This is a genomic window from Stenotrophomonas maltophilia (genome assembly GCF_003970865.1).
GTDB lineage: Bacteria > Pseudomonadota > Gammaproteobacteria > Xanthomonadales > Xanthomonadaceae > Stenotrophomonas > Stenotrophomonas maltophilia_AR.
In genome coordinates this window covers 50,227-72,910 of sequence record NZ_RXLZ01000016.1, presented here as the reverse complement: position 1 = coordinate 72,910, position 22,684 = coordinate 50,227, and the positions used below count along the sequence as shown (strand labels likewise).

The window sequence follows — 22,684 nt, the reverse complement described above, 5'->3', positions numbered from 1 at the left end:
CCGGAGATGTGGAAAAGGGACAGCCGATGAAGATTCCCTTTGCCGCCGTACTCGCGCTTGGTCTTCTTGTCCCCAGCGCCGCCTTCGCCAAGTCCACCGACCGCAACGAAGACATGCACATCGATTCCGGCGCCCAGTCGGGCACGCTCACCGGCGACGGCAAGACCGTGCTGTCGCAGGGCGTGGTCATCACCCAGGGCACGCTGGACCTGCGCTCGTCCGAGGCCGAGATCTACCTCAAGGACGGCGAAGCCGTGCGCGCGGTGTTCACCGGCAAGCAGGCCAAGATGAAACAGCAGCTCGATGACGGCACCTGGATGGATGCCGTGGCCGACCGCATCGACTACGACATCAAGACCGAGATCATCACCCTGACCGGCAACTACAAGGTCACCAGCGCGCGCGGCACCAATGCCGGCCAGCGCATGGTCTACAACACCCGCACCGGCGAAATGAACTCCGGTGGTGACGGCAGCCGCGTGCGTACCGTCATCCCGCCGAAGAACAAGACCCCGGCCGCGCCTGCGGCACAGCCCAAGGCCACCACGCCGGCACAGCCGGCCGGGAGCAGGAAGTAATGCTCGTCGCCAAGGGCCTGCGCAAGAAGTACAAGCAACGCGAAGTCGTCAAGGACTTCGGGCTGACCCTCGACGCCGGTGAAGTGGTCGGCCTGCTCGGCCCCAACGGCGCCGGCAAGACCACCTGCTTCTACATGATTGTCGGCCTGGTTGCCGCCGATGCCGGCAGCATTGTGCTCGACGGCAAGGACATCACCGGCGACCCGATGTATACCCGCGCCAAGCAGGGTGTGGGCTATCTGCCGCAGGAACCGTCGGTATTCCGCAAGTTGACCGTGGCCGACAACCTCCGCCTGGTGCTGGAACTGCGCGAGGACCTTGATTCGAAGGGCCGCGAGCGCGAATTGAACAGCCTGCTCGACGAACTGCAGCTGGGCCACGTCGCCGACCAGCTCGGCGCCAGCCTGTCCGGTGGTGAACGTCGGCGCTGCGAGATCGCCCGTGCCCTGGCCGCGCAGCCGCGCCTGATCCTGCTCGACGAACCGTTCGCCGGTGTCGACCCGATTTCGGTCGGCGAGATCCAGCGCATCGTCACCCATCTCAAGCAGCGTGGCATCGGCGTGCTGATCACCGACCACAACGTGCGCGAGACCTTGGGTATCTGCGACCGCGCGTATATCCTCGCCGAGGGCAGCGTACTGGCCCAGGGTTCGCCGGAAGCGATCCTGGACAATGCCGACGTGCGTCGCGTCTACCTCGGGGATTCCTTCAAGCTGTGAAGCAGTCGCCGGGTCCCTTTCCTTCCTTTCGGCACAGGCATGAAGACTCGGCTGCAGACATCGTTGGGACAGCAACTGGTGCTCACGCCCCAGTTGCAGCAGGCGATCAAGCTGCTGCAGATGTCCACCACCGAGCTGGAGCTGGAAATCGCCCAGGCGGTGGAAAGCAATCCACTGCTGGACTGGGCCGACAGCAGTGACAGCAGCAGCGCCGCCAACGAAGGCGGCGATGGCAACGACAGTGACGCCCCCGCAGAACGCAGCGATGCCGGTGACGACTGGGCACCGGCCGAACTGGACTGGAGCGCGGCCGGCAGCGGCGGCAGCTTCGACGATGACGACGACAACGGCAGCGCTGCCGAGCGCGTAGCCGAAACCGAAACACTGGCCGACCATCTGCTGTGGCAGCTGCATCTGTCGCATCTGTCCTCGCGTGATCGCAGCATCGGTGCCGCACTGATCGATGCACTGGACGATGACGGTTACCTGCGCGAGCCGCTGGCCACCATCGCCGACACCCTGTTGCCGGCAATCCACGCCGACGAGGACGAGATCCTCGCTGTGCTGCATCGCATCCAGCGTTTCGACCCGGTCGGCGTGGCTGCACGCACGCTGGGCGAATGCCTGCAGCTGCAGCTGGATGTGCTGCCTGCCGACACGCCGGGACTGGCGCTGGCGCGACAGATTGCCGCAGGCCCGCTGGAACGGCTGCCGCGCAGCGGCGTCGCCGGGCTTGCCCACGAGTTGAAGCAGCCGCTGGACGAGGTCGAGACTGCCGTGGCGCTGCTGCGCTCGCTGGACCCGCGCCCGGGCACGCAGATCGCACCGCTGTCGCAGGACACCTATGTGGTGCCGGACGTGGTGGTGTGGCGGCAGAACGGCGTGTGGCGCGCTGCGCTGGCCGCGCATGCCGGGCCGAAGGTGGTGATCCATCGCGGCTACGAACAGCTGATCCGACGTTGTGGCGACGCCGATGCCGGCTACCTGCGTGCCCAGCTGCAGGAAGCGCGCTGGCTGCTGAAAGGACTGCAGCAGCGTGGCGAAACCCTGCTGCGCGTCGTGCGCAGCCTGATCCTGCAGCAGGCCGGCTTCCTTGAATTCGGCGAACAGGCGCTGCGTCCACTGACCCTGCGCGAGATCGCCGCCGAGCTCGGCCTGCACGAATCCACGGTCTCACGCGCGATCGCCCGCAAGCACGTGCGTACCCCGCGAGGCACCCTGCCGCTGCGCGCCTTCTTCGCCTCGGGCATCGATACCGAGGGCGGTGGCGAGGCGTCCAGCACCGCCATCCAGGCGATGATCCGGCGCCTGATCGACGATGAGAACCCGCGCAAGCCGCTTTCTGACGCCAAGCTGGCTGACCTGCTCAAATCGTCGGGAATTCCAGTAGCGCGACGCACCGTGGCGAAGTATCGTGAAGCCATGAACATTTCCGCCTCGCACGAAAGGGTCAGAATCGCTTGACGCGCCGCCGCGCCCGGCGGAGAGGTTCATTGGCACATCCGAACACAGGAGAAACCCGATGCGCATCGAAACGTTTGGCAAAGATGTCGAAGTCACCCCGGCCCTGCAGTCCTATGTAGAGGAGAAGCTGGCCCGGATCGGCAAACACTTCGACCAGCACTGCGAAGCGCGGGTGACCCTCAAGCTGCAGAAGACCGAACACCACGTCGACGCCAGCCTCAACATTCCCGGCCAGACCCTGCACGCCGAGGCCAATGCCCAGACCATGTATGCCGCGATCGACCTGCTTGCGGACAAGCTTGACCGTCTGGTGATCAAGCACAAGGAGAAAAAACAGCAGCACGCACCGCTGCCGGTGGGCGACAATGGTGGCTGATCGCCACCGTTCCCCGCAGACATGCCCCTGACTGACCTCCTGGCGGCCGTGCAGACCCAGCTCTGCACGGCCACCGACCGCGACAGCGTCCTGCAGGCCGCCGCCGGGTTGCTGGCCTGCCGCCAGGCCAACGCCGAACAGATCTATCTGAACCTGTGCCAGCGCGAAGCGCTGGGCAGCACTGCGATCGGTCACGGCATCGCCATCCCCCACGGCCGCGCGCCAACCCTGGACCGCCCCCGCGGCGCCCTGCTGCGGTTGGCCACCCCGGTCGACTTCGGTGGCGACGAGCCGGTGGACCTGGTGTTCGCCATGGCCGTCCCCGCCCACTACACCCACCAGCACCTGATGCTGCTGTCCGAGCTGGCCGAGCTGTTCTCGGCGCCGGACATCCGCCAGGCCCTGCGCGAAGCGGGCGATGCCCGGGCGCTGCGCGAGGCGCTGGACATGACCCCACCTGCGAGCGCCGCATGAATACCAGCATCACCGCCCGTGAACTGTTCGAACAGCAGCGCGAGCGGCTGGGGCTGCGCTGGGCTGCCGGCAAGTCCGGCGAGAAGCGCGAGCTGGAGGCCGGCAACACGGTCTCGCGGCGCCCCTCGCTGGCCGGCTACCTCAATGCGATCTACCCCAACAAGGTGCAGATCCTGGGCACCGAGGAACTGTCCTGGCTGGATGCGCTGGAACCGCGCCAGCGTTGGGAGACCATCGAGAAGATCATGCAGTCGCATCCGCTGGCGCTGGTGCTGACCCGCAACCAGCCCTGCCCGGAAGACCTGCGCGCCGCCGCGGATGAATCCGGCACACCGCTGTGGCTGTCGCCCAAGCGCGGCCACGAACTGCTCAACCACCTGTCCTACCACCTGGCGCGTACGCTGGCGCCACGGGTGATCCTGCATGGCGTGTTCATGGAGATCTATTCCATCGGCGTGCTGATCACTGGTGAGGCCGGGTCGGGCAAGAGCGAACTGGCACTGGAACTGCTCAGCCGCGGCCACCGCCTGGTCGCCGACGATGCCCCCGAATTCACCCAGATCGCGCCCGACGTGCTCGATGGCACCTGTCCCGAACTGCTGCAGGACCTGCTGGAAGTCCGCGGCCTGGGCGTACTGAACGTGCGCGAGATGTTCGGCGACACGGCTGTAAAGAAGAACAAGTACCTTCGGCTGATCGTCCACCTGACCAAGCCGATGACCGAACCCACCCCGCATGGCTACGAGCGCCTGACCGGCGATTCGGGCACCCGCCATGTGCTGGACCTGGACGTACCGCTGATCACCCTGCCGGTGATGCCCGGCCGCAACCTGGCCGTGCTGACCGAGGCGGCCACCCGCCTACACATCCTGCGCACCAAGGGCATCGACCCGGCGGCCATGTTCATTGCCCGCCACAGCAACCTGCTGGAACGGCGAACACCCTGATTCCCCTGCCCTTCGAAGAGCCTGTCCATGAGCACCGTCACCCCCTCCGCCCCGACCCTGATCATCGTCAGCGGCCTGTCCGGCTCGGGTAAATCCGTCGCCCTGAAGACCTTCGAGGACCAGGATTACTACTGCTCGGACAACCTGCCGATCAATCTGCTGCCCGACTTCGTGCGCAGCCTGCTAGCCAACCACGACGGCAGCGCACCACGCCGCCTGGCCGTAGGCATCGATGTTCGCGGCCAGGCCGACCTGAGCCAGCTGGGCGACTGGCGGCAGCTGGCCACCGACGCCGGCGTGGAAGTGAAGGTGCTGTTCTTCGAGGCCAGCGACGAGGCCGTGCTCAAGCGCTACGCCGACACCCGCCGCCGCCATCCGCTGAGCCAGCTGGGCCTGTCGCTGCCCGAAGCGATCGCCCGCGAGCGTGAACTGACGGCACCGCTGCGCCGCGAGGCCGATGCAGTGATCGATACCAGCAACCTCAACGTGCATCAGCTGCGGCGGCGGATCATCACCGAGTTCACGATGGACCATGCCACCGGCCTGTCGCTGCTGTTCGAATCGTTCGCCTACAAGCGCGGCGTGCCGGCCGAGGCGGACTTCGTGTTCGATGCGCGGGTGCTGCCCAATCCGCACTGGGACCCGGACCTGCGCGCGCTCAGCGGCCGCGAACCGGGTGTACGCGACTACCTGGAAGCGCAGCCGGACGTGCAGCGCTACCTGACCCAGCTGATGGATTTCCTCGATACCTGGCTGCCGAAGCTGGGTGATGGCACCCGCAGCTATGTGACCGTGGCGTTCGGCTGCACCGGCGGCAAGCATCGTTCGGTGTTCCTGGCCGAGCGCCTGGCCCGGCATGCCCGCGAGATGGGCTGGGAAGACGTGGCGACGTACCACCGCGAACAGGATTGAGGGGGGGGGCGGCCGGGCTGCGCCCGGCACCCGCGGGTAGTGCCGGCCGCTGGCCGGCAACAGCAACAGCAAAAGCGGCATTCCGTGGGATGGCAGGGCGGTGTGGGTATGCAGGACACGCCGTGAACCCGTCCCTGGGGGCTCGATGGCGCCATCCATGGCGCCAACGGTCCTGCATACCCACACCGCCCCGCCTCTGACAGATTCCGTGTGCTGTTGGTGGGTGTCGACCTTGGTCGACACGATGGATCCACGCCATGCGTGGATGAATCGCTGTCAGGCATCGAAAAACGGATGGCGTCGGATCTCTTTTTCAACGGGAAAGGGCTCCCCTGCGAGCAACACTGAATACGGGACACAGTGCCCCTCATCTGCTGCTATCGCCGATTCACCTTGACCTGTTAACGTGCAGTAATGACCTGTGGCATTCTCCTCGTAACACATCCCGGGGTCGGGACCGCCCTGCTTGACGTGGCGACCCGGCTCCTGCGGCAATTGCCGCTGAAAACCGAAGCTTTCGAAGTACCGTTCGACGCAGACCTGGACGCTCTTCTCCCGCTTGCCTCGGCCGCTCTGCGGCGGGTCGATGGCGGTGAAGGTGTGCTGATCCTGACCGACCTGTACGGCGCCAGCCCCGCCAACCTTGCCGGGCAGCTGGCCCGGCTGGGGACCCCGGTTCGCCGGGTGTCGGCGCTGAGCCTGCCGATGTTGCTGCGGGTGATGAATTATCCGGAACAGGGACTGGATCAACTGCCCGCCACAGCCGCGGCGGGTACCCGTAATGGAGCGATAGTCGACGATGCTTGAACGAGAACTTACCGTGAGCAACCGCCTGGGCCTGCACGCCCGGGCCACCGCCAAGCTGGTGCAGACCCTGGCGCCGTTCCGCTGCAACGTGACCATGGCCGCCAAGGGCCGTGAGATCAACGCCAAGAGCATCATGGGCGTGATGCTGCTGGCCGCCGGCCAGGGCACCCCGGTCACGGTGCGCATCAACGGCGAGGACGAAGCCGCCGCGATGGAAGCGGTGGTCGGCCTGTTCGAACGCCGCTTCGACGAGGACAGCTGAGCGTGCCACGCGCGCGCGCCGGCCAGGTCCCTTCCGGCCAACGGCCGGTACAGCTGCTGGCCGGGCACGGTGCTGCCCGTGGCGCGGCGATGGGCCGGGCGCGGGTGCGCCTGCCGCATGCGCTGGAAGTGGCCGAGCAGCGCGTCGCCGTCCATCAGGTCGAGGCCGAACTGGCCCGCCTGCACCGGGCGGTGGATGCCGCGCGCACGGAAATGCACGAACTGCGCCAGCGCCTGCATGGCGCCCTGAACCAGGAAGTGGGCGAGTTCCTCGACCTGCATGCCCTGCTGCTGGACGATCCCGAGCTGTTGTTCGGGCTGGACGAACTGATCCGCAGCGGCCCCTACAGTGCCGGCTACGCACTGCGCCTGCAGCGTGACCGCCTGGCCAAGGTCTTCGATGGCATGGACGATGCCTATCTGAAGAGCCGCATGGACGACCTGGACCATGTGATCGGCCGCATCCACGCCTTCCTGCAGCCCGAACGGCCGCCGGTAATGAAGGGCCTGGCCGGGGAGATCCTGGTCTGCGACAACATCGCCCCGTCCGAGCTGGCACAGCTGCAGGCACAGGGCGTGGTCGGCATCGTCACCGCCGCCGGCAGCGCGCTGTCGCACAGCGCGATCCTGGCGCGCAGCCTGCACCTGCCCTTGATCGTGAACGTGCCGCAGCTGCTCAGCCGCATCGCCGATGGCGACGTGCTGATCATCGATGGCGCCGACGGCAGCATCACCGCCAACCCGCAGGCCGACAACCTGCGTGACTACCGCGCGCGCCTGAAAGAGCATGCGCGCGAGCAGCGCGAGCTCGGCCGCCTGCGCAGCAAGCCCAGCCGTACCCGCGACCAGGTCGACATCGCCCTGCTGGCCAATGCCGAATCGCTGGAGGACGTCACCCAGGCGCATGCGCTGGGCGCGCAGGGACTGGGCCTGTACCGCACCGAATTCCTGTTCCTGCAGCGCAACGAGCTGCCGGACGAAGAAGAACAGTTCCAGACCTACCGCGATGCCGCGTTGGGCATGAGCGGGCGACCGGTCACCATCCGCACGCTCGATCTGGGCGCGGACAAGGCCGACCGCACCGGCCTGACCCTGAGCAATGAAGAGAACCCGGCGCTGGGACTGCGCGGGGTACGCCTGTCGCTGGCACGGCCGAAGGTGGCCGACACCCAGCTGCGCGCGATCCTGCGCGCCTCGGCCTACGGCAAGCTGCGCGTGCTGGTGCCGATGGTCAGCACCCGCGAGGAACTGCTGGCGGTGCGCCGGCGCATGCTCAAGCTGACCGAGCAGCTGCGTGGCGAAGGCCACATGGTGTCCGACCATGTGCCGCTGGGGGCGATGATCGAGGTGCCGGCCGCTGCGCTGGCGCTGGAGAGCTTCATCGACCTGGTCGACTTCCTGTCGATCGGCACCAACGACCTGGTGCAGTACCTGCTGGCCGCCGACCGTAACAACGAGGCACTGGGCGAGCTGTATTCGCCGCTGCATCCGGCCGTGCTGCGGCTGCTGCAGATGGTGATCGATACCGGCGCGCGGCATCGCATTCCGGTGGCGGTCTGCGGTGAGATGGCCGGTGATGCACGGATGACTCCGCTGCTGCTGGCGCTGGGCCTGAGCGAGTTCAGCCTGCACCCCGGCACACTGCTGGAGGTGCGCCGCGCGATCCGCGAGGCCGACCTGGCCACGCTGCGTGCGCGTGCACCGAAGCTGCTGGCCGCACGCGACCGCCGCGCGATCGAGCGCTGGCTGGCGCTGGTGGCGGATACGGCCTGAGCACCAGGGGTAGTGCCGGCCGCTGGCCGGCAACCTCACGGGCTTCGATGGGGACGATTGCCGGCCAGCGGCCGGCACTACCACCGCCCGGCGGCTATGCGTTGAAACATCCCCTTGCGATAATGACGCGCTGAACACCCCTGTTGCCGCATCCTTGCCGGGATCGCGGCTTTTCTTATCCCGCGGGAGCTGCGATGGCTGAAGCTGTACGCCACGACAAGACTGCACGCCAACTGCGGATGCTGTCCGACGCACTGGACAGCGGTCGGCTGGGCCCGGTGCGTCGCCTGGTCAACACCCTGGCCCCGGCCGAGATCGGCAACCTGCTCGAATCGCTGCCGCCGGGCAAGCGCGAGGTGGTGTGGGGCCTGGTCGATCCGGAAGATGACGGCGAGGTGCTGGTCCACGTCGGCGACGACGTGCGCGAGAGCCTGCTCGCGGACATGGACCCGGACGAAATCATCGCCGCGGTCGAAGACCTGGACATCGACGACCTGGCCGACCTGGTCGAAGACCTGCCGGACACGGTCATCGACGAAGTCCTCAAGTCGATGGACCGCGAGAACCGCGAGCGCCTGGAGCAGGTGCTGTCCTACCCCGAGGACAGTGCCGGGCGCCTGATGAACCCGGACGTGGTGACCGTGCGCGCCGACGTCAACGTTGACGTGGTGCTGCGCTACCTGCGCCTGCGTGGCGAGCTGCCCGACCACACCGACCACCTGTTCGTGGTCAGCCGGCGCCATCAATACCTCGGCCGGGTGTCGCTGGCGGCTCTGGTGACCCACGAGGACACCACCCCGATCAACCGCCTGATCGACGACGAGCAGCCGGCGATCGATGTCGGCGAAAGCGACCAGGAGGTCGCCCGCCAGTTCTCCGACCATGACTGGATCTCGGCGCCGGTGGTGGACGACAACAACATCCTGGTCGGCCGCATCACCATCGATGACGTGGTCGACATCATCCGCGGACAGGCCGAGCACCAGGCGCTGGGCGCCGCCGGCCTGGACGAGGACGAGGATCTGTTCAGCCCGGTCTGGCGCGCCATGCGCCGCCGCCTGATGTGGCTGTCGGTCAACCTGTGCACGGCGTTCCTGGCCTCCAGCGTGGTCGGCCACTTCGAGGGCACCATCGACAAGCTGGTGGCGCTGGCGGTGCTGATGCCGATCGTGGCGGGCCTGGGTGGCAACGCCGGCACCCAGGTGCTGGCGCTGATGGTGCGCGGCCTGGCGCTGGGCCAGGTGGGCGCCTCCAACGCGCGCACCCTGTTGTGGAAGGAGGTACGGGTCGCGCTGTTGAACGGCGTGATGCTCGGCTCGGTGCTGGGCCTGATCGTATTGGCCTGGTTCCATTCACCCGGGCTGTCTGCGGTGATCGCCATCGCGCTGACCTGCAACCTGCTGTTCGCAGCACTGGCCGGCGTGCTGGTGCCGCTCACACTGAAACGCTTCGGCTTCGATCCGGCGCTGGCCAGCGGCATCTTCCTGACCGCCGTGACCGACTCGATGGGCTTCTTCACCTTCCTCGGCCTGGCCACCCTGGTGCTGCTGCACTGACCGCATCAAGGATCGGGCCCTGCCACGCGGGGCGCTGATCCCACCCAACTGGAACGACCATGGCAACAACGATCGAAAACTACTTCCAGCCCGGCTGGCGCGACCAGCAGCACACCTGCCCGGCCTGCGAATGGAAGGGCTGCTCGCGCGCCATGGAGATGGAGCTGGACGAGGATGCCACCGAGTACGACTGCCCGGTCTGCGAGAACCCGCTGCTGGTGGTCCTGCACCCGGATATGGCGCAGGTGCAGGCTGCGGCTGCCGAGGGCAATGCCGAGGCACAGGAGCAGCTGGACATCATCGCCAGCTTCCCGCGCCCGCAGTGACGCGGCGCACGATGCCGGGCCGACGTCGGCGGACTACGATGCAGGCGATCTCGCTGCTTCGGAAAACCCCATGGTCCGTTTGCTGTCGCGCTGGCTGCCACTGCTGGCCCTTCTGATGATGAGCGGTTGCACGTCGCTGCCGGACAGCGCGCATGGCCGCTTCGAAGCCCGCGCGGTGAAGGTGGACGGGCACACGGCCTACTACCAGGTGTTCATTCCGGCCGGCGTGCAGGCCGCCGCTCCCACCAACCTCCCGGTCATCCTGTTCCTGCACGGCTCCGGCGAGCGCGGTGCCGATGGTGTCAAGCAGACCCACGCCGGGCTGGGGCCTTACCTGCGCGAGCATCCCGACTTCCCTGCCCTGGTGGTGTTCCCACAGGTACCGGGCCACGAGGAATGGAGCGGCCGCAACAACCGTGCGGCAGTGGCCGCGCTGGACGCGACGATCGCCGAATTCGGCGCCGACCCGGCACGGCAGTACCTGACCGGCATGTCGATGGGCGGCTATGGCAGCTGGAACATCGCCCTGGACGACCCGCGCCGCTTTGCCGCGATCGTCCCCGTGTGCGGCGCAGTACTTGCACCACGCGCGAAGCGCCCGACCCTGTTCGTCGAGCAGGTCGCCCAGGAAACCGACCCGTATGCGGTGATCGCCCAGCGCCTGCGGCACACGCCGATCTGGATCTTCCACGGTGCACTGGATGACGTGGTGCCGCCGGACGACGACCGCAGACTGCATGCCGCATTCCAGCGCGCCGCCGCACGCGACGTGCGCTACACCGAGTTCCCGGAAGGCAACCACAACGCCTGGGACGCCACCTACGCCGACCCGGCGATGTGGGCGTGGCTGTTCGCGCAGAAGCGATGAACCACGACATCCGGTAGGTACCCACCAAGGTTGGAGCCTGGTTTGGGTAGGTGCCCACCAAGGTTGGAGCCTGGTTTGGGTAGATGCCACCATGGTTAGAGCCTGGTTTGGGTAGATACCCACCAAGGTTGAAGCCTGGTTTCGGTGGGTGCCAACCTTGGTTGGCACTATCTGTCCGCGCCCATGAACTTCGCCTTGGCACAGGAACCTTCGAGTTCCCACTCACACCACGCATGCGGGTACTCACCAAGCTGTGTTGCCAGCCCCGCCCTGATCGGATTCGCCATCACATACATTGCGTGCCGGAACAGCGATTCATCAGAGCGGATCGCGTGATCGTGATAACAGGACTGCCAGAAGCGCCCCACCCTGCCCAGTACCCGGTTTGCGTGCACGGCCGTACGCGATTTGAAGCGCTTCATGACAACGTCGAGCGATGCCGCGCGCAGCTGCATCAACCAGTGGACGTGATCCGGCATGACCACGTAGGCGATCGAATGGGTCAGACCTTCCAGATCCAGACGCAGGAACTCCTGCATGGCGGTAACCGCAACGGTGTCATTGGCGAACAGAGCCGCCCGGCCATGCACGTTCGTCGTGAGGATGTAGCTCTGGCCGATACTGGAATGACGGCCTAGCAGGAGGCGGGTGCTGTTCATGCAGAAGAGCATGGGCGGGCGCATGTTCCCTGAACATAGGGAAATCACCTTCGCCTGGGTAGGCCAGTGCCAACCAAGGTTGGCACCCACCACAACAGCAGTGCCAACCAAGGTTGGCACCCACCACAACAGCAGTACCAACCAAGGTTGGCACCCACCACAACAGCAGTACCAACCAAGGTTGGCACCCACCACAACAGCAGTGCCAACCAAGGTCGGCACCCACCAGAGTGATCAGCCCAGCAGGGTTTCCAGCACGGCCATGCGCACGGCGACGCCGTTGGCGACCTGGCGCAGCACCCACGACTGCGGGCCGTCGGCCACCTCGTCGGTCACTTCCACGCCGCGGTTGATCGGGCCCGGGTGCAGCACCGCTGCATCCTTGCCGGCGCGGGCCAGACGATCATTGGTCAGGCCGTACTGTGCGTGGTACTGCTCCAGCGATGGCACCAGGCCTTCTTCCATGCGCTCGCGCTGCAGGCGCAGCATCATCAGTGCGTCGACGCCTTCCAGCATCGCGTCGAAATCATCGCCGACCACGCAGCCCTTCAGGGTCTCGTCGTCCGGCAGCAGCGACTGCGGGCCGCACACGCGGATCTCGCCCACGCCCAGCGTGCGCAGCGCATGCAGGTCGGTGCGGGCCACGCGCGAGTGCTTCACGTCGCCGACGATCACCACCTTCATCTTCGAGAAATCCGGGCCCTTGGCCTGGCGCAGGGTCAGCATGTCCAGCAGGCCCTGGGTCGGGTGTGCGCTGCGGCCGTCGCCGGCGTTGATCAGCGCAGTGCCCTCGCCCGCCGCTTCGGCCAGTGCGGCCACGGCGCCATCATCCGGGTGGCGCACCACGAAGCCACGCACGCCCATCGCTTCCAGGTTGCGCAGCGTGTCGCAGGCGGTTTCGCCCTTGCGCGTGGACGAGGTGGAGGCATCGAAGTTCAGCACGTCGGCGCCCAGGCGCTGCGCGGCCAGCTGGAACGAGCTGCGGGTGCGCGTGGACGGTTCGAAGAACAGCGTGCACACCGCCGAACCAGCCAGCACGTGGCGCTTGTTGCCGACGCGGCCGACCGCGGCATCGCGGATCTGGCCTGCGCGGTCAAGCAGCTGCAGCAGGGTCTCGCGCGGCAGGCCCTCCAGGGTCAGCAGGTGGCGCAGGCGTCCGGAGGCATCGATTTGCTGGGCGGTCATGGCGGTGTCGGGCAGTCAGGGAATGGGGGTGGCGTCGTCGGGGGACGACAGCCAGCGGTCGATGATCACCGCGGCGGCGACGGCATCGAGAGCGGCCGCATCACGGCGGCGCTTGCGCCCTTCGGCGCGCTCGACGGCGAAGCGGCGTGCGGCCTCGACCGAGCTGGAACGCTCGTCGATCATCACCACCGGCAGCTTGAAGCGTTCCCGCAGCTGGCGGGCGAAGCCCTGCGCACGCTTGCGGTTGGGCTGGTCCTGGCCTTCCAGGGTCAGCGGGTCGCCGACCACCAGGCCGTCGGGCTTCCATTCCTTGAGCAGGCGTTCGATCGCGGTCCAGTCCGGGCCGTTGCCGTGCACATCGACCACGGCCACCGCACGCGCATGTGCGGCGAAGGCACTGCCGATGGCTACACCGATACGGCGCGAGCCGACATCGAAACCCAGAACGGTGCCATCACGGCGGATTGCCGGGGCAGCAGAATCCGACGCGGGCGTGATGGGCTCAGACATGGCCGCTGTAGTCGGTCAGCCGGAACAGGTCCACGCCGATGCGCGAGGCCGCACCCTGCCAGCGCTGCTCCAGCGGCAGCTGGAACACCAGTTCGGCATCGGCCGGCACGGTCAGCCAGCTGTTCTCGGACAGCTCGCTTTCCAGCTGCCCTGCGCCCCAACCGGCACAGCCGAGGGTGACCACGGCATTGGCCGGACCTTCACCGCGCGCCATCGCTTCGAGGATGTCGCGCGAGGTGGTCAGGTACAGGCCGTCCCCCACGATCAGGCTGGAATCCCACGCTCGCGCGTCGTCATGGATGACGAAGCCGCGCTCGGGATGCACCGGGCCGCCGTTGAGCACCATGCGCGCCTGCAGGTCGCCATCACCGGTGGTGATGTCCATCTGTGCAAGCACTTCACCCAGCGTGTACTCGGAAGGCTGGTTGACCAGCACCCCCATCGCCCCGTTCTCGTCGTGCTGGCAGATCAGCGCGACGCTGCGGGCAAAGGTCGCGTCGAGCAGCGACGGCAGCGCGACGAGCAGGTGATCGGCAAGGGAGGTCGGCGTTACAGGCATGGGCCCATTCTACCTGCTGGGGGCGGGATGGTCGCGCGATGGCGCCGAACAGCGATGGGCTAGGATGGTGCTTTGCCATGGAAGGTCATCGATGCAGTCTTCATCGCCCCTGACCCTGCCGGCACGCAGCGCTATCGTCCTGATCGCCCTGCTGCAGGGTCTGATGCTGTATGCCGCGCAGGAACTGTCCGATGCGTGGCCGTTCCGCGATATCGGCTGGCGCTACTGCTGGTACGCCTGGGTGCTGGCCATTCCCAGCGCGGTGGCGCTGAGCCTGGTCGAGCTGGGCCAGCGCCGCCTGTGGCTGCAGGCCGCGCTCGGCTCGGCGGTGGTGCTGGCGCTGGCCGCCTGGATCGGCTGGAACCTCAATGGCGAGACCGCACTGGAATCGGGCGCGCTGCAGTTCCCGCTGACCCTGGGCATGGCCGTGGCGGTGTTCGTGGCCCTGCCCTGGTGGCAATTCCAGCTGCAGCACGGGCATTGGCGCGCCAGCTACCCCGAGTTGTTCGAGCGCGCCTGGCAGAACGGTTTGACCCTGGCCCTCGCAGCACTGTTCACCGGGCTGACCTGGCTGCTGCTGTGGCTGTGGGCGGCGCTGTTCCAGCTGCTGGAGGTGACGTTCTTCCGCGACCTGTTCCGGCAGGACGCGTTCATCGCGCTGGCCACTGGCAGCCTGGCCGGGTTCGGCGTGCTGATCGGGCGCACCCAGCACCGCGCGATCCAGATCACCCGCCAGGTGCTGTTCGCGATCTGCCGCGGGCTGCTGCCGCTGCTGTCGTTCATCGCCGTGCTGTTCGTGCTGAGCCTGCCGCTTACCGGGCTGGAACCGCTGTGGAAGACCCGCTCGGCCGCCAGCCTGCTGCTGGTGCTGTCGCTGTTGCTGGTGACGTTCACCAATGCGGTCTACCAGCAAGGGGAAGACAGCGCCCCCTACCCCCTGCTGCTGCGCCGCCTTGTTGAAGCCAGCCTGCTGGCGCTGCCGGTCTACGCGGCGCTGGCACTGTACGCGCTGGGCCTGCGCGTCGCGCAGTACGGCTGGACCGTGGACCGGTTCTGGGCAGTACTCGTCGCGCTGGCCGTGGCCGGCTATGCCGTGGGCTATGCGCTGGCGGTGCTGCGCCGGCAGAGCCGCTGGTTGCAGATGCTGGAGCCGGTCAACCGCTGGATGTGCTGGGCGGTGCTGGCACTGGCACTGCTGGGCAACTCGCCGCTGCTGGACCCGGTGCGGCTCGCCCTGTCCAGCCAGCTGGCGCGGCTGCGCGCGGACCCGCCGGCGATCACCAGCAGCGACGTCAACGTGCTGCGCTTCGATCTTGGGCGCCGTGGCGTGCAGGCGCTGCGCGAGCTGCAGCGTGATCCGGCCATCACCGCCGATGCCAACGCGCCGCAGGTGATCGCCGCAGCACTGGCACGTACCTCACGCTGGGACGACGGACAGCGCCTCGACAAGGGGCCGCAGGACGTCGTCGCCCTGCAGCGCGCGCTGAAGCTGGCCAAGGGATCCAGCTCGCCACCGGACGATTGGTGGCAGGCACTGGCCACGCGCGCGATCAATGGCGAATCCTGCGCCCAGAGCGAGCGCGACTGCCTGATCGTGCATCGCGACCTGGACGGCGATGGCACCGGCGAAGTGCTGCTGTGCGAGCTGTACACCCACCGTGGGCCGGACTGCGTGCTGTACGCACGTGGCAGGGATGCCCAGTGGCGCCGGGCCGGTTCACTGTTCGGCACCGTCAGCGGCCAGGCCGAGGCGATCAACCAGGCCCTGCGTGATGGCGAACTCACTCCCGTGCCACCGCGCTGGCCGATGCTGTCCATCGGTGGGCGACCTGCGCTGGCCATCGATCCCGAACCCGAATCCAACGAGTCTTCCCCATGAGCGGCTACTGCCTCATCGCCCCGGGCCATCCGGTGCACGACTACTACCACGCCAACGAGTACGGCTTTCCGCAGCGTGACGAGCGCGAGCTGTTCGAGCGGCTGGTGCTGGAAATCAACCAGGCCGGCCTGAGCTGGGAAACGATCCTGAAGAAGCGCGAGGGTTTCCGCGCGGCCTATGACGGCTTCGATGTGGACCGCGTGGCGGCGTATGCCGAGCAGGACATCGAGCGGCTGCTTTCGGACGCCGGCATCATCCGCAACCGGCTGAAGGTGCTGGCGGCCATCCACAACGCGCAGGTGATCCAGCAGCTGCGGGCCAGCCATGGCAGCTTCGCGGCGTGGCTGGACGCGCACCACCCGCGCAGCAAGGCCGACTGGGTGAAGCTGTTCAAGAAGACGTTCCGCTTCACCGGCGGCGAGATCACCGGCGAGTTCCTGATGAGCCTGGGCTACCTGCCGGGGGCGCACGCCGAGGATTGCCCGGTGCATGCGCGGCTGCTGACGCTGTCGCCGCCGTGGTTGCAGGCCGCCGCCCGCTGATGGATATCCGCCGGGCATGGCCCGGCGTTACCACGCGTGGGTTCCGGTAGTGCCGGCCGCTGGCCGGCAACCTCGGAACGCCGCAGGTGCTGCCTGCCAGCGGCCGGCACTACCGTCGAATCGTCACACGCCCATGTAGCGGCCGGGGCGGTGGTTGAACATCAGCACCAGGCTGAGTACCACCGCACCGATGGCCGAGTACAGCACCTTCGACGGCGACAACACGAAGAACGCGGCCACCATCAGGCAGGCGTCGTAGGACATCTGCACCTTGCCCGCGCTCCAGCCACGGGTGCGCTGCAGGTACACCGCCAGGATGCCGATGCCGCCGAGGCTGGCACGGTGGCGGATGAAGAACAGGATGCCCAGCCCGGACAACGCACCACCGACGATCGCCGAATACAGCGGGTTGATGTGCGAGAAGTCGATCCAGCGCGGCAGCAGGTCGGTCAGCACGCCACAGGCGGTGACCGCGGCGAAGGTCTTCAGGGTGAATTCCCAGCCCATGCGCCGCAGCGCCACCCAGTAGAACGGCAGGTTGACCAGCACGAACACCAGGCCGAAGTTCCAGCCCATCGAGTAGTGCAGCAGAAACGCCATGCCGGCCATGCCGCCGATCATCAGCCCGCCCTTGGCGAAGATGGCCAGGCCCAGCGAGGCCACCATCGTGGCCAGCACCATGCCCTGCACGTCCTCGGCGATCGAGTGGCGCAGCGCTTTCTCATCGGCGGTGGTGCCGGCGCTGTCGGGCGGCGGGGTCAGCGGACCGGCAGTGACCAGGTGGCCGTCAGCGTCGTCGCACGGCGCGGGGCCATGGGAGGGAAGGGACATACAGGTGGGGAACAGCAGGTGGGGAGCGGTATTAGACACGATCTGCATGACAGTTGCAGATGAAATCGTTCAGCCAACTTCGCCCATTCAGGTTATTTCGGGACCACCGCAGGCAGCACGGCCAGCATGTCCTCTCCGTCGTCGTCCATCCCGGTCTCGACGAACCCGAAGCTGCCGTAGAAGGCGCCGGCCACCGGGTTGCGCGGGTTGTAGCAGATCTCGATCTCGGCCAGCCCGGGCGTGGCCCGGATCTGCGCCAGCGCCAGCTCCAGCGCACGTCGACCGATGCCACGGCCCTGCCAGCGTTGATCGACCATGAAGCGCCAGATCGACATCCGCTGCGGCGTCTCCGGCACCCACATGAAGAACCCGACCCACTCGCCATCGGCACGGATGGCGCGGGTCTGGTAGCCGGGATGGAATGCCGCCTGCACCAGCGACCAGGTATTGCTGGCCACGAAACCCTGCTGCGCCTCGCTGACGTCGAGGTCACATACCGCCTCGTAGTTGTGGAGGGTGATCGTTTCCAGCGTGACCTGCATGCGGGCGTCCTGCCTGAGGATGGACGCCCAGTCTGCCCGCCCCTGCATTCCGCGGGGCCAGGCCGCCGACAACCGTTCAGCGTGGGGTTGCCTGCTCAGCCCTTGCCAGCCAGATGGTGCGCCACCAGCGCGTTGGCATGGCCATGGCCCAGCCCATGCTCACTTTTCAGGAAGCTGACCAGTTCCATGTGTTTCAGGCCCTTCTTCCCGGCCAGCAGCCCGAACCAGTGCGCAACCGGCTGCCCGTAGGTCTTCTCGATGGAGGGGAAGTACGAGGCCGGGCCTTTCGGCTTGGTGTCAGTGCTCATGCGGAAGCTCCTTGCGTTGGATGTACCGGTACGACGAACAGGAGAGCCGGAATTCGACAGGCCCGTTCAATCCGGGAGCCTTATCATCCGATCATGCCCCGCGAAAACCTCAACGACCTGCAGGCCTTCGTGCACGTTGCCCGCGAGGGCAGCTTCACCAAGGCCGCCGCCCAGCTGGGCGTCTCCCAGTCCGCGCTCAGCCATGCCATGCGCGGACTGGAGCAGCGCCTGGGCGTGCCCCTGCTGACCCGCACCACCCGCAGCGTGTCCACCACCGAAGCCGGTGCCCGCCTGCTCGACACTCTGGGCCCGCGCCTGGCCGAGATCGAGGACGGGCTGGCCGCGCTGGCCGAATACCGTGAACGCCCGGCCGGCACCATCCGCATCAATGCCACCGGCCACGCCGCCGAGTACATCGCCTGGCCGAGGTTGGCGCCGCTGCTGCAGCAGTATCCGGATTTGAAGGTGGAACTGGCTGCCGACTACGGGCTGGCCGACATCGTGGCCGAGCGCTACGACATCGGCATCCGCCTCGGCGAGCGGCTGGCGCGCGACATGGTCGCCGTGCCGATCAGCCCGCCGCTGCGCATGCGCGTGGTCGGCGCACCCAGCTACTTCCGCCAGCACGTGGTGCCACGCCATCCGGACGAGCTGGCAGGCCACAACTGCGTGACCCTGCGCCTGCCTACGCATGGCGGGCTGATGCCGTGGGATTTCGGCCAGGACGGCAACGAACTGAGCGTGCGCGTGAGCGGCCAGTGGACCTTCAACACCATGGGCATGACCCGCGCCGCTGCGCTGGCCGGCAGCGGACTGGCCTGGCTGCCGGAGGACCAGGTGCAGCCAATGCTGGACGACGGCCGCCTACAGTCGGTGCTGGACGACTGGTGCCCGCACTTCGATGGCTACTACGCGTACTACCCGTCGCGCCGCCACGTCACCGTGGCGATGCGCACGGTGCTTGATGCGCTGCGCGGACCGATGGGGTGAGGGTTGAGGAGTGCGGACCAACGGTCCGCACCCACCTGCACCCACCACCAACGGTGCGCGCCCACCAGCGATCCGCACCCGCCTGATGGTCAGCCCTTGGCCTGGGCCGCACGCTGGGCGTTGTAGCGCTCACCAACAATCGATACTTCATCCAGCGCCTGCGCGATGCGCTGCAGTTCCTCCGGCGCCAGCTGCAGGTCGGCCGCGCCCAGGTTCTCTTCCAGGCGATGGACCTTGGTGGTGCCTGGAATCGGCACGATCCACGGTGCCTGCGCCAGCAGCCAGGCCAGCGCCACCTGCGCCGGGGTCGCACCACGTGCTGCGGCAATCGCGCTGATGCGGTCCACCAGCGCCTGGTTGGCGCGGCGGGCTTCCACTTCGAACCGCGGCACGCTGTTGCGGAAGTCGTTGGCATCGAAGGTGGTATCGGCGTTGATCGCGCCAGTCAGGAAGCCGCGGCCCAGCGGACTGAACGGCACGAAGCCGATGCCCAGTTCCTGCAGGGTCGGCAGCAGCTCGCGCTCCGGCTCGCGCCACCACAGCGAGTACTCGCTCTGCACGGCGGTGACCGGTTGCACCGCGTGCGCACGGCGCACGGTGGCGGCACTGGCCTCGGACAGGCCGAAGTGGCCGACCTTGCCCTCGGCAATCAGGTCGCGCACGGTGCCGGCCACATCTTCGATCGGCACGTTCGGGTCGACGCGGTGCTGGTAGAACAGGTCGATATGATCAGTGCGCAAGCGCTTGAGGCTGGCTTCGGCCACCGCACGGATGTTCTCCGGGCGACTGTCCAGGCCGGTATCGACGCGGGCATCCTTGAAACCAAACTTGGTGGCGATCACCAGCCTGTCGCGGTACGGCGCCAACGCCTCGCCAAGCAGATCTTCATTGGTGTACGGGCCGTACACCTCGGCGGTGTCGAAAAAGGTCACGCCGCGTTCAACGGCGGCTTGCAGCAGGGCGATGCCCTGGCTGCGCTCGACCGGCTGGCCGTAGCCATGGCTCAGGCCCATGCAGCCCAGGCCCAGGGCGGAAACTTTCAGGCCACTGCGGCCGAGTTCACGTGTCTGCATCGTCGTGCTCCAGAGGGGGAGCGCTGACGATACGCCTGCAGGGGCCGCCGATTGAATGGGCAGCATTGCAGTTGGTCATGACTGGAATTCATCAATGCGCAGAGCCGCCCGCCCGTAGAGTCGAGCTTGCTCGACTCGAAAAGAACAGTCGAGCAAGCTCGACTCTACGGAACACGCAGGTCACCGGATCTCGGAGATCTCCACGCCATCCAGCCCCTGCGACAGGGTGCGCGCGTCGCCGCCCTGGCTGAGCTTGATGCGCAGGCGCACCTCGTTCTGCGAATCGGCGTAGCGCAGCGCGTCCTCGTAGCTGATCTCGCCGGCCTGGTACAGCTCGAACAGGCTCTGGTCGAAGGTCTTCATGCCCAGCTGGACCGAGTCCTTCATCACTTCCTTCAGCTTGTGGATCTCGCCATCGCGGATGTAGTCCTGAACCAGCGGCGTGCCCAGCAGGATCTCCATCGCCACCTTGCGCGAGCGGCCATCGGGCGACGGCACCAGCTGCTGCGCGACCACGCCCTTGAGGTTCAGCGACAGGTCCATCAGCAGCTGGTTGCGGCGGTCTTCCGGGAAGAAGTTGACGATGCGGTCCATCGCCTGGTTGGCGTTGTTGGCATGCAGGGTGCACAGCACCAGGTGGCCGGTTTCGGCGAACGCGATGGCGTGGTCCATGCCTTCGCGGGTACGCACCTCGCCGATCATGATCACGTCCGGCGCCTGGCGCAGGGTGTTCTTCAGTGCGGCTTCCCAGCTGTCGGTATCGATGCCGACTTCGCGCTGGGTGATGATGCAGCCCTCGTGCTTGTGCACGAACTCGATCGGATCTTCGATGGTGATGATGTGGCCGGTCGAGTTCTGGTTGCGGTAACCGATCATCGCCGCCAGCGACGTCGATTTACCGGTGCCGGTGGCACCGACGAACAGGATGATGCCGCGCTTGGTCATCGCCAGCGTCTTGATGATCGGCGGCAGGCTCAACTCTTCCACGGTCGGAATGCGCGTCTCGATGCGACGCAGCACCATGCCGACCTGGTTGCGCTGGTAGAAGCAGCTCACGCGGAAGCGGCCGACACCGGACAGGCCGATGGCGAAGTTGCATTCGTGGGTCTTCTCGAATTCCTCGCGCTGCGCCGGGGTCATCACGTTGAGGACCAGGTCGCGGCTCTGCTGCGGCGTGAGCGGGGTCTGCGTGATCGGCGAGATCTTGCCGTTGACCTTCATCGCCGGCGGCATGCCCGCGGTGATGAACAGGTCCGAGGCGCGCTGGTGCGCCATCAGCTTGAGGAACGAAGTGAAATCGATGGTGGTCGCGGTGGTGTTCACGGCGGGCTCCCAATGGGGCATGTACCAGGAAACGGTCGGTGGAGGAAACGGCGCGGGAACGGCGGCGCACTGGCGCACGCCGCCCCGTTGCGGCCCCGCCTTACTCGAACAGGCGCTTGTCCTTGGCGTACTCGCGGGCCTGGTTGCGGGTGATCAGGCTGCGCTTGACCAGGTCCTGCAGGTGCTGGTCCAGGGTCATCATGCCGTACTGCTGGCCGGTCTGGATGGCCGAGTACATCTGCGCCACCTTGTCCTCGCGGATCAGGTTGCGGATGGCCGGTGTGCCGACCATGATTTCCCACGCAGCGGTACGACCGCCGCCGACCTTCTTCAGCAGCGCCTGCGAAATGACCGCGCGCAGCGATTCGGACAGCATCGAGCGCACCATCGGCTTTTCGCCGGCCGGGAACACGTCGATGATGCGGTCAATGGTCTTGGCCGCCGAGCTGGTATGCAGGGTGCCGAACACCAGGTGGCCGGTTTCCGCGGCGGTCAGTGCCAGGCGGATGGTTTCCAGGTCACGAAGTTCGCCGACCAGGATGATGTCCGGGTCCTCACGCAGCGCCGAGCGCAGTGCTTCATTGAAGCCATGCGTATCGCGGTGCACTTCGCGCTGGTTGATCAGGCACTTCTGCGAGGTGTGCACGAATTCGATCGGATCCTCGACGGTGAGGATGTGGCCGTATTCGTTCTTGTTGATGTAGTCGATCATCGCCGCCAGCGTGGTCGACTTGCCCGAGCCGGTCGGGCCGGTCACCAGGATCAGGCCCTGCGGCTGCTGGATCACTTCGCGGAACAACGGCGGGCAGGCCAGGTCCTCGAGGGTGAGCACCTCGGACGGGATGGTACGGAACACCGCACCGGCGCCGCGGTTCTGGTTGAACGCGTTCACACGGAAGCGCGCCAGCGACGGAATCTCGAAGGAGAAGTCCACTTCGAGGAATTCCTCGTAATCGCGGCGCTGCTTGTCGGACATGATGTCGTACACCAGCGCATGGACCTGCTTGTGGTCCAGGGCTGGGATGTTGATCCGGCGAACGTCGCCGTCCACGCGGATCATCGGCGGCAGGCCTGCGGACAGGTGCAGGTCGGACGCTTTGTTCTTGACGGAAAACGCCAACAGCTCGGCGATATCCATGAGCGGCTACTCCCCAATAACGGCTTCGACTGGAAGGATCTTTCCCCGGGCGGCAGTATAGCCTCCTGATTCAACGGAACGCGT

26 protein-coding genes are annotated in these 22,684 nt (G+C 66.9%); 16 read left to right on the top strand and 10 right to left on the bottom strand.

What is annotated here, in order from left to right; all coding sequences use genetic code 11:
• Positions 1-26 precede the first annotated feature (26 nt).
• The 13 genes from lptA (at position 27) to EKL94_RS07425 (ending at position 11,061) form a co-directional block, all read left to right on the top strand.
• Positions 27-578 carry a lipopolysaccharide transport periplasmic protein LptA gene (gene lptA / locus EKL94_RS07485; protein WP_126928599.1) on the top strand — a complete coding sequence of 184 codons (552 nt, stop codon included), beginning with the start codon at positions 27-29 and terminating at the stop codon, positions 576-578.
• Entirely contained in the window at positions 578-1,297 is a 720-nt protein-coding gene (lptB, locus tag EKL94_RS07480) for an LPS export ABC transporter ATP-binding protein (protein WP_126928598.1), read from the top strand. Before lptA ends, lptB begins: the two co-directional genes overlap by 1 nt.
• Positions 1,298-1,336: 39 nt before the next feature.
• Positions 1,337-2,761, top strand: coding sequence for an RNA polymerase factor sigma-54 (locus EKL94_RS07475; RefSeq protein WP_126928597.1), 1,425 nt, complete (start codon positions 1,337-1,339; stop codon positions 2,759-2,761).
• A gap of 58 nt (positions 2,762-2,819) precedes the next feature.
• Complete coding sequence (gene hpf, locus EKL94_RS07470) at positions 2,820-3,137, top strand: ribosome hibernation-promoting factor, HPF/YfiA family (protein ID WP_004147311.1); 318 nt, start codon at positions 2,820-2,822, stop codon at positions 3,135-3,137.
• 21 nt (positions 3,138-3,158) lie between these two features.
• Entirely contained in the window at positions 3,159-3,611 is a 453-nt protein-coding gene (locus tag EKL94_RS07465; RefSeq protein WP_032130191.1) for a PTS sugar transporter subunit IIA, read from the top strand.
• Positions 3,608-4,558: an HPr(Ser) kinase/phosphatase gene (gene hprK, locus EKL94_RS07460; RefSeq protein WP_004147299.1), complete on the top strand. Its 951-nt coding sequence runs from the start codon at positions 3,608-3,610 to the stop codon at positions 4,556-4,558. The genes EKL94_RS07465 and hprK overlap by 4 nt, the downstream gene beginning before the upstream one ends.
• 27 nt (positions 4,559-4,585) lie before the next feature.
• Positions 4,586-5,470: an RNase adapter RapZ gene (rapZ, locus tag EKL94_RS07455; protein ID WP_032130190.1), complete on the top strand. Its 885-nt coding sequence runs from the start codon at positions 4,586-4,588 to the stop codon at positions 5,468-5,470.
• A 414-nt stretch (positions 5,471-5,884) separates the two neighbouring features.
• A complete protein-coding gene (locus EKL94_RS07450) occupies positions 5,885-6,277 on the top strand; it encodes a PTS sugar transporter subunit IIA (protein WP_010483657.1) in 393 nt (130 codons plus the stop codon).
• A complete protein-coding gene (locus EKL94_RS07445) occupies positions 6,270-6,539 on the top strand; it encodes an HPr family phosphocarrier protein (protein WP_005408385.1) in 270 nt (89 codons plus the stop codon). The genes EKL94_RS07450 and EKL94_RS07445 overlap by 8 nt, the downstream gene beginning before the upstream one ends.
• 2 nt (positions 6,540-6,541) lie before the next feature.
• Positions 6,542-8,311 carry a phosphoenolpyruvate--protein phosphotransferase gene (gene ptsP / locus EKL94_RS07440; protein WP_126928596.1) on the top strand — a complete coding sequence of 590 codons (1,770 nt, stop codon included), beginning with the start codon at positions 6,542-6,544 and terminating at the stop codon, positions 8,309-8,311.
• Positions 8,312-8,505: 194 nt separating this feature from the next.
• A complete protein-coding gene (mgtE, locus tag EKL94_RS07435; protein WP_010483662.1) occupies positions 8,506-9,867 on the top strand; it encodes a magnesium transporter in 1,362 nt (453 codons plus the stop codon).
• Positions 9,868-9,926: 59 nt separating this feature from the next.
• Positions 9,927-10,193, top strand: coding sequence for a hypothetical protein (locus EKL94_RS07430; protein ID WP_053442615.1), 267 nt, complete (start codon positions 9,927-9,929; stop codon positions 10,191-10,193).
• Between the two features lie 70 nt (positions 10,194-10,263).
• Positions 10,264-11,061, top strand: coding sequence for a carboxylesterase family protein (locus EKL94_RS07425; protein ID WP_126928595.1), 798 nt, complete (start codon positions 10,264-10,266; stop codon positions 11,059-11,061).
• Between the two features lie 167 nt (positions 11,062-11,228).
• On the opposite strand, the gene EKL94_RS07420 is transcribed toward EKL94_RS07425, so the two are convergent.
• The 4 genes from EKL94_RS07420 to EKL94_RS07405 all read right to left on the bottom strand — a co-directional run bounded on the left by EKL94_RS07420 (position 11,229) and on the right by EKL94_RS07405 (position 13,974).
• Positions 11,229-11,720, bottom strand: a complete 492-nt coding sequence (locus tag EKL94_RS07420) for an REP-associated tyrosine transposase (RefSeq protein ID WP_126928594.1) — start codon at positions 11,718-11,720, stop codon at positions 11,229-11,231.
• Between the two features lie 234 nt (positions 11,721-11,954).
• On the bottom strand, positions 11,955-12,905 hold the full coding sequence (locus EKL94_RS07415; protein ID WP_126928593.1) for an aspartate carbamoyltransferase catalytic subunit: 951 nt from the start codon (positions 12,903-12,905) through the stop codon (positions 11,955-11,957).
• 15 nt (positions 12,906-12,920) lie between these two features.
• The gene (gene ruvX / locus EKL94_RS07410) at positions 12,921-13,415 is read right to left on the bottom strand and encodes a Holliday junction resolvase RuvX (RefSeq protein WP_126928592.1); all 495 of its coding nucleotides are present in this window, start codon (positions 13,413-13,415) and stop codon (positions 12,921-12,923) included.
• Positions 13,408-13,974 carry a YqgE/AlgH family protein gene (locus EKL94_RS07405; RefSeq protein WP_014646224.1) on the bottom strand — a complete coding sequence of 189 codons (567 nt, stop codon included), beginning with the start codon at positions 13,972-13,974 and terminating at the stop codon, positions 13,408-13,410. The genes ruvX and EKL94_RS07405 overlap by 8 nt, the downstream gene beginning before the upstream one ends.
• A gap of 91 nt (positions 13,975-14,065) precedes the next feature.
• On the opposite strand from EKL94_RS07405, the gene EKL94_RS07400 reads away from it, so the two are divergent.
• Together EKL94_RS07400 and EKL94_RS07395 are read left to right on the top strand one after the other, a co-directional pair.
• Positions 14,066-15,853 carry a DUF4153 domain-containing protein gene (locus tag EKL94_RS07400; RefSeq protein WP_126928591.1) on the top strand — a complete coding sequence of 596 codons (1,788 nt, stop codon included), beginning with the start codon at positions 14,066-14,068 and terminating at the stop codon, positions 15,851-15,853.
• Positions 15,850-16,395, top strand: coding sequence for a DNA-3-methyladenine glycosylase I (locus EKL94_RS07395; protein WP_126928590.1), 546 nt, complete (start codon positions 15,850-15,852; stop codon positions 16,393-16,395). Before EKL94_RS07400 ends, EKL94_RS07395 begins: the two co-directional genes overlap by 4 nt.
• A 123-nt stretch (positions 16,396-16,518) precedes the next feature.
• On the opposite strand, the gene EKL94_RS07390 is transcribed toward EKL94_RS07395, so the two are convergent.
• The 3 genes from EKL94_RS07390 to EKL94_RS07380 all read right to left on the bottom strand — a co-directional run bounded on the left by EKL94_RS07390 (position 16,519) and on the right by EKL94_RS07380 (position 18,076).
• Complete coding sequence (locus tag EKL94_RS07390; protein ID WP_024956077.1) at positions 16,519-17,226, bottom strand: YitT family protein; 708 nt, start codon at positions 17,224-17,226, stop codon at positions 16,519-16,521.
• 92 nt (positions 17,227-17,318) lie between these two features.
• On the bottom strand, positions 17,319-17,768 hold the full coding sequence (locus EKL94_RS07385; RefSeq protein ID WP_126928589.1) for a GNAT family N-acetyltransferase: 450 nt from the start codon (positions 17,766-17,768) through the stop codon (positions 17,319-17,321).
• Between the two features lie 95 nt (positions 17,769-17,863).
• Positions 17,864-18,076 (bottom strand): DUF4287 domain-containing protein, encoded by a 213-nt coding sequence (locus EKL94_RS07380; RefSeq protein ID WP_014646220.1) that lies wholly within the window; start codon positions 18,074-18,076, stop codon positions 17,864-17,866.
• Between the two features lie 93 nt (positions 18,077-18,169).
• On the opposite strand from EKL94_RS07380, the gene EKL94_RS07375 reads away from it, so the two are divergent.
• Positions 18,170-19,066 (top strand): LysR family transcriptional regulator, encoded by an 897-nt coding sequence (locus EKL94_RS07375; protein WP_126928588.1) that lies wholly within the window; start codon positions 18,170-18,172, stop codon positions 19,064-19,066.
• A gap of 89 nt (positions 19,067-19,155) precedes the next feature.
• On the opposite strand, the gene EKL94_RS07370 is transcribed toward EKL94_RS07375, so the two are convergent.
• The 3 genes from EKL94_RS07370 to EKL94_RS07360 form a co-directional block, all read right to left on the bottom strand.
• The gene (locus EKL94_RS07370) at positions 19,156-20,139 is read right to left on the bottom strand and encodes an aldo/keto reductase (RefSeq protein ID WP_126928587.1); all 984 of its coding nucleotides are present in this window, start codon (positions 20,137-20,139) and stop codon (positions 19,156-19,158) included.
• A gap of 180 nt (positions 20,140-20,319) precedes the next feature.
• Positions 20,320-21,483 carry a PilT/PilU family type 4a pilus ATPase gene (locus EKL94_RS07365; RefSeq protein WP_049400675.1) on the bottom strand — a complete coding sequence of 388 codons (1,164 nt, stop codon included), beginning with the start codon at positions 21,481-21,483 and terminating at the stop codon, positions 20,320-20,322.
• A 79-nt stretch (positions 21,484-21,562) separates the two neighbouring features.
• Positions 21,563-22,600, bottom strand: a complete 1,038-nt coding sequence (locus tag EKL94_RS07360) for a type IV pilus twitching motility protein PilT (protein ID WP_004147099.1) — start codon at positions 22,598-22,600, stop codon at positions 21,563-21,565.
• Positions 22,601-22,684: the final 84 nt, after the last annotated feature.

Bases quoted from the DNA above. Each gene is read 5' to 3' on its own strand.
- lptA (WP_126928599.1), top strand. From the start codon at position 27: ATGAAGATTCCCTTTGCCGCCGTACTCGCGCTTGGTCTTCTTGTCCCC.
- lptB (WP_126928598.1), top strand. From the start codon at position 578: ATGCTCGTCGCCAAGGGCCTGCGCAAGAAGTACAAGCAACGCGAAGTC.
- EKL94_RS07475 (WP_126928597.1), top strand. From the start codon at position 1,337: ATGAAGACTCGGCTGCAGACATCGTTGGGACAGCAACTGGTGCTCACG.
- hpf (WP_004147311.1), top strand. From the start codon at position 2,820: ATGCGCATCGAAACGTTTGGCAAAGATGTCGAAGTCACCCCGGCCCTG.
- EKL94_RS07465 (WP_032130191.1), top strand. From the start codon at position 3,159: ATGCCCCTGACTGACCTCCTGGCGGCCGTGCAGACCCAGCTCTGCACG.
- hprK (WP_004147299.1), top strand. From the start codon at position 3,608: ATGAATACCAGCATCACCGCCCGTGAACTGTTCGAACAGCAGCGCGAG.
- rapZ (WP_032130190.1), top strand. From the start codon at position 4,586: ATGAGCACCGTCACCCCCTCCGCCCCGACCCTGATCATCGTCAGCGGC.
- EKL94_RS07450 (WP_010483657.1), top strand. From the start codon at position 5,885: ATGACCTGTGGCATTCTCCTCGTAACACATCCCGGGGTCGGGACCGCC.
- EKL94_RS07445 (WP_005408385.1), top strand. From the start codon at position 6,270: ATGCTTGAACGAGAACTTACCGTGAGCAACCGCCTGGGCCTGCACGCC.
- mgtE (WP_010483662.1), top strand. From the start codon at position 8,506: ATGGCTGAAGCTGTACGCCACGACAAGACTGCACGCCAACTGCGGATG.
- EKL94_RS07430 (WP_053442615.1), top strand. From the start codon at position 9,927: ATGGCAACAACGATCGAAAACTACTTCCAGCCCGGCTGGCGCGACCAG.
- EKL94_RS07425 (WP_126928595.1), top strand. From the start codon at position 10,264: ATGGTCCGTTTGCTGTCGCGCTGGCTGCCACTGCTGGCCCTTCTGATG.
- EKL94_RS07420 (WP_126928594.1), bottom strand. From the start codon at position 11,720: ATGAACAGCACCCGCCTCCTGCTAGGCCGTCATTCCAGTATCGGCCAG.
- EKL94_RS07415 (WP_126928593.1), bottom strand. From the start codon at position 12,905: ATGACCGCCCAGCAAATCGATGCCTCCGGACGCCTGCGCCACCTGCTG.
- ruvX (WP_126928592.1), bottom strand. From the start codon at position 13,415: ATGTCTGAGCCCATCACGCCCGCGTCGGATTCTGCTGCCCCGGCAATC.
- EKL94_RS07405 (WP_014646224.1), bottom strand. From the start codon at position 13,974: ATGCCTGTAACGCCGACCTCCCTTGCCGATCACCTGCTCGTCGCGCTG.
- EKL94_RS07400 (WP_126928591.1), top strand. From the start codon at position 14,066: ATGCAGTCTTCATCGCCCCTGACCCTGCCGGCACGCAGCGCTATCGTC.
- EKL94_RS07395 (WP_126928590.1), top strand. From the start codon at position 15,850: ATGAGCGGCTACTGCCTCATCGCCCCGGGCCATCCGGTGCACGACTAC.
- EKL94_RS07390 (WP_024956077.1), bottom strand. From the start codon at position 17,226: ATGTCCCTTCCCTCCCATGGCCCCGCGCCGTGCGACGACGCTGACGGC.
- EKL94_RS07385 (WP_126928589.1), bottom strand. From the start codon at position 17,768: ATGCAGGTCACGCTGGAAACGATCACCCTCCACAACTACGAGGCGGTA.
- EKL94_RS07380 (WP_014646220.1), bottom strand. From the start codon at position 18,076: ATGAGCACTGACACCAAGCCGAAAGGCCCGGCCTCGTACTTCCCCTCC.
- EKL94_RS07375 (WP_126928588.1), top strand. From the start codon at position 18,170: ATGCCCCGCGAAAACCTCAACGACCTGCAGGCCTTCGTGCACGTTGCC.
- EKL94_RS07370 (WP_126928587.1), bottom strand. From the start codon at position 20,139: ATGCAGACACGTGAACTCGGCCGCAGTGGCCTGAAAGTTTCCGCCCTG.
- EKL94_RS07365 (WP_049400675.1), bottom strand. From the start codon at position 21,483: ATGCCCCATTGGGAGCCCGCCGTGAACACCACCGCGACCACCATCGAT.
- EKL94_RS07360 (WP_004147099.1), bottom strand. From the start codon at position 22,600: ATGGATATCGCCGAGCTGTTGGCGTTTTCCGTCAAGAACAAAGCGTCC.